Annotated in this window: 5 protein-coding genes; all 5 read left to right on the forward strand. The window is 33.6% G+C overall.

The genetic code is table 11. The features are described 5' to 3' along the window. Window positions 1-314: 314 nt before the first annotated feature. Entirely contained in the window at window positions 315-497 is a 183-nt protein-coding gene (locus JGH11_RS20640; protein ID WP_201114471.1) for a transposase, read from the forward strand. A 287-nt stretch (window positions 498-784) separates the two neighbouring features. Beyond that, window positions 785-1,663, forward strand: coding sequence for a hypothetical protein (locus JGH11_RS19155; protein ID WP_201114474.1), 879 nt, complete (start codon window positions 785-787; stop codon window positions 1,661-1,663). Window positions 1,664-1,701: 38 nt separating this feature from the next. Continuing rightward, complete coding sequence (locus JGH11_RS19160; RefSeq protein WP_201114476.1) at window positions 1,702-2,766, forward strand: FimB/Mfa2 family fimbrial subunit; 1,065 nt, start codon at window positions 1,702-1,704, stop codon at window positions 2,764-2,766. 93 nt (window positions 2,767-2,859) lie between these two features. Beyond that, the gene (locus JGH11_RS19165; RefSeq protein ID WP_201114478.1) at window positions 2,860-3,897 is read left to right on the forward strand and encodes a hypothetical protein; all 1,038 of its coding nucleotides are present in this window, start codon (window positions 2,860-2,862) and stop codon (window positions 3,895-3,897) included. Window positions 3,898-3,916: 19 nt separating this feature from the next. Then, window positions 3,917-4,469: FimB/Mfa2 family fimbrial subunit (locus JGH11_RS19170; protein ID WP_236264222.1), on the forward strand; the 553-nt coding region annotated here is incomplete at its 3' end.

The following is a 4,469-nucleotide window of genomic DNA, read 5'->3' on the forward strand; positions in this document are numbered from 1 at the left end:
ACAAACATGTTCTTAAAGTTGTTCAAGTTAAATCTAAAAAATTGTGCGACAAACAATATCATATAGCGGATGTTAAAGTAGTAAAGATTGATGAATGCATTACTTTAATTATAATAAATTAATTTTCTATAAGGTAATTAATAAATGGCTATCGTATACATAAACATTGAACCTAACCGCTGTATGTCAGTGAGTTATATTAAGTACTGTTTTTTATTGAATTTAATTGAAATACTGTGGTTTATAATTATTTTAGGTGATTAATCAGATAGTCTTTTTTATTAATAAATAGTTGCAAAAACTTATTATTTGAAATGCGAAAACGAATATATGACCTAAAAGAGATTTTCAATATTATTTTCTATTTGGTAAAGATAGGTTGCCAATGGAGAATGCTTTCTAAAGAATATTCTAAATGGGGGTTAGCCTTTACTATTTTCGCAAATAATCTTTTTTATGAGAATTTTGATTTGCTATTGAGCGGTTTACGAGAATAAGTTAGGTTCAACTTTATACAGAAAAGAGAAACAAGTTTGGGCATTGGAATACCTTCGGTTATGTCCTTCAGGTTTTGACAAGTGCATACAAAAGCAAGGATTCAGAGCAATAAAGCAACGTTAGACAATAGAAAGGTCCCTTGCTTGGTTGGATAATGACAGAAAATTATGCAGAAAACTATGGAACGAGCTTTGACACTGTTGTGCAAATGGTGAAAATATCGGCTATAAATTATAATTGAATAATATTTAAACTAGCTCTTAATAAAATATAAAATCTTTGAACAATGAGAATAATAATTACTATACTGCTTTTAGCAATATACTGTACTTCTTGTATTAAAGAATCATTACCGGAATGCCCATATCAATATAGTATTCAGGTATTTGTGAAAGATAAGAACTATAGCAACAGCGCCGCTATCGGCATAGATTTTATAGATGAAAATTTACCATTCAGAGAATACGTATCTAATCTTTATTACATACTGCAAAGTTTAAATACCGGACAAAATATTATTAATCCTGTTCTTAGAACAATTACAGGCGATGAAAAAGAAGTAGAAATCATCATAGATCAAATACCTGATGGAGAATATATATTAACAGTATGGGGAAATATTGAAGTTGCAGGTAGTACAGTGAAAGACCCATCCATCTTGCATGAAAATAAAGAAGAAGGTGCGGATGAATATATTGCTTCCGATACCTTGGTTGTAAAAACTGGTGTAGCTCAAAAAAAATCTTTGGGCTTGGAACGAATTAAAGGAAAATTGAATATAACATTTAATAATTTGCCCAACAATATTGAGCAGATAAGAGAAAGAATATCGTCAGTATATCAGAAAATAGAGAATAAAGGTATTTATTCCGATGAAACAGAAATAGAAAAAATATTTCTGAAAACGAATCAGACTATAGACCGTTTATCTACTTTTTCTGCACCTTCCATCATAGGTAAACAGTCAACACTGTATTTGTCGACCTATGAGGCGAATACCAGTACACCAGCATTAGTTATCTCTCCCATAGGAATAAATATTGCAAGAAACGAGATAACTGCAGTTACCATAAATTATAATTCATCACTAGACCAATTGGAAATTTGGATCTATATCGACAACGAGTGGACACTTATCCAAGTATTGGATATTGATGAAATTTAATAACGTGTAAGATTGAACTAGATTAATTATTAACTATTATGAAAAAAAGTATTTTCCTTTTATTTGTGAGCATAGCTTTCTTTGCATGCTCTAACGATGACAATGTCTCAGGCAATGGAGAAAATCCGAATGGACTAGTATTTGAAATTTCTGCTAAAACGCAGCTAAATGAAACAAAAGCTGCAGGTGCACCTGTTTATAGTCAGGATGCTGCACAAAGTGTAACCAGTGTATCCATTCATGCATTCAAAGGTAATGGAACAGACTATTTGTATACTAAAACCTATGAGGTATCAGGTTGGACAGCAGGTTCCACATTCAAACGTTTTGCAGTGCCTGAAGCCGATAAGCTTACAGTCGGAGATTATAAATTTCTTGTTATAGGACGTGATGCAACCGACTTATATCAATTGACTGCATTCACTACCAGTACAAAGATTGAAGATGTTTTAGCCACTATAACCAATTCAGGCGATGAATATGAAATCTTTGCAGGTACAGCTCAGGCACAAGTATTAGAAGAAGGAGGAACACGTGTCAGCTTGACCATGACTCGTAAAGTAGCCGGAGTACTCGGATACTTCCAAAATGTACCTCAATTATTGAATGGTAGTACAGTGAGATATCTGCGCCTTATAGCCAGTGCCGGAAACACACAGGTTAATCTGCTATCTGGTGCGGGCATAACACCTGCTGCCAGCTACGATATCATCAATATTGATCTAAGTGGACAGGCTGTCGCAAACGAGATTTACACCGGAAACGACTTGAGTGCTGCTCAGATTGTAAAACTTCCAAATTCTCAACTAGGTGGAGCCTATATGATACCTGTCAGTGACGTAACACTTACACTTGGGCTTTATGATGCATCTAATAACCCTTTAAAAGTGTGGACAGTTTACAATGGGACAGCTTCAACATTCAATATTCTCGCGAATCATTTCTATTCATTAGGAGTTAAACATAAACCGGATACAACTACAGGAACTGATCCTGCCAATCCGGGAGATGATGACGATGCTATTGACTTGCTACAAGACCAAACCATTACTATAACAATAGATCCGGCTTGGAACACGATTCATCCATTAACAATACAATAGATACATTAGCAAATATCAGGTACAAGGTATTTAATTACAATCATATGACTAAATGCCTTGTATCTAAATCAATCAAGCATAATATTACTTGTCATGAAACGCAACATCTGTTCCAAAAACATCAAATGGCAATATTTAATATGGAATATTATCGTTTTCATATTTTTAGGTTGCTCTCAAAATGAAGATTTTATAGAGGCGGATAAGCAAATAATAGCTATACCTGTAGAAATGAATGGTTTATTTGTAGATCTGACCAAATCTATAGAGACGCAGCCACATACAGTAAACAGAGTACTCATATTGCCTTTTAAGAAAATAGATGAATCTGTTTCGACTAATGAAGATGACAATTTCAATCTCGATCAGTCTTTGGTGAAACAGGTGGAGTTCAATGCAAGTCCTACGTTTTTGACCATGTTGAATTTGACCAGAGGTTCTACATATAAAATATTTGCAATAGGATATAACAATAACAATTATGATGTAAATAATCCCGGCTTGATTAAAAAGTTTGATCTATTATACGTAGAACCCAATATCTTATATAATTTTTATTATAGGGCGGTGTCTGCGACAAATATCTCCGACTTTTTTACTGCTACAGGTATGTCATATAATGATGATGTACAAACAGGACAATATTTTAAGCCGGAAGAAATTAAAACTTTGAAAATTGATCTCACTCGAGCTGTCAGTGGTTTCAACTTGGAAATAACAAATATACCGCCATATGTAACATCAGTCACCCTAATAGCAGAGAAGCTGGTTCAAAGTGTATTTCTTACTGATCTTGAAGCCCTAGATATCTATCTAGAGAATGCTCCAGATAATCTAAAAACATTCTCTACACAAGTCCCTGTTGCAGGCAATGTTAGCTTCAATCATTATCTTTTACCTACGTTCGATATTAATAAAACAAGATTCTATTTAGATGTAAAACTAGGATCTGTTACTGAAAGATATATTATAAAGGTCAATGATGTTTCCGGAATTTCATCAAACAACAGTATCACCTTTTATCCGAATCATGTTATAAAGATATCAGGAGACTATTCCAATATTAATTTAGGATTTATATTGAGTTATTCTATAAATCTAGATGATGATATATGGGATGGTATACAATAACAAGGTAATAAATATAAATATGAAAGCTAAAATATTATTTCTCAACATATCACTAGCATTCTTTTTGTTTACAGGTTGCGATAGACAAGAAATTGATGATATTATAGATATTCCTGAAAAAGGCGAACCGACAGTTACGCAAGTTCCGGATGGATATTTTGTAGCCAGTTTCATTCCTTCTGCTAATAATGGGCAAACTAAGGCTGCTATTAATGGCTTTGACCCCAGAGTCCAGCATATAAGATATGTTATCTATAAATCTACAGGAGAATATGTAAAAGAGAGAACGATATTAGTTCCTTCTCAGGGTATTCCATCCTGGCCTTTACCAGTAGTAACCGATACTTTGCCGAAAGGCAATTACAGGGTTGTTTTTCTTGGGAACGTAGAGAAAACATTATTTCCTTACGCAACCAGTAGTTCTCCTCAAAATTATGCAGATGTATTAACGAATTATCAAACTACATATGCAAATGCTAGAATCATATTGCCTCTAGCTGAATTTTCGGGGAATACTGAATATTATTGGGCTAATACCACATTTTCAGATACAGCACCTAATCCTTCGATAT

This window comes from Dysgonomonas sp. Marseille-P4677 (genome assembly GCF_016652235.1).
Lineage (GTDB): Bacteria > Bacteroidota > Bacteroidia > Bacteroidales > Dysgonomonadaceae > Dysgonomonas.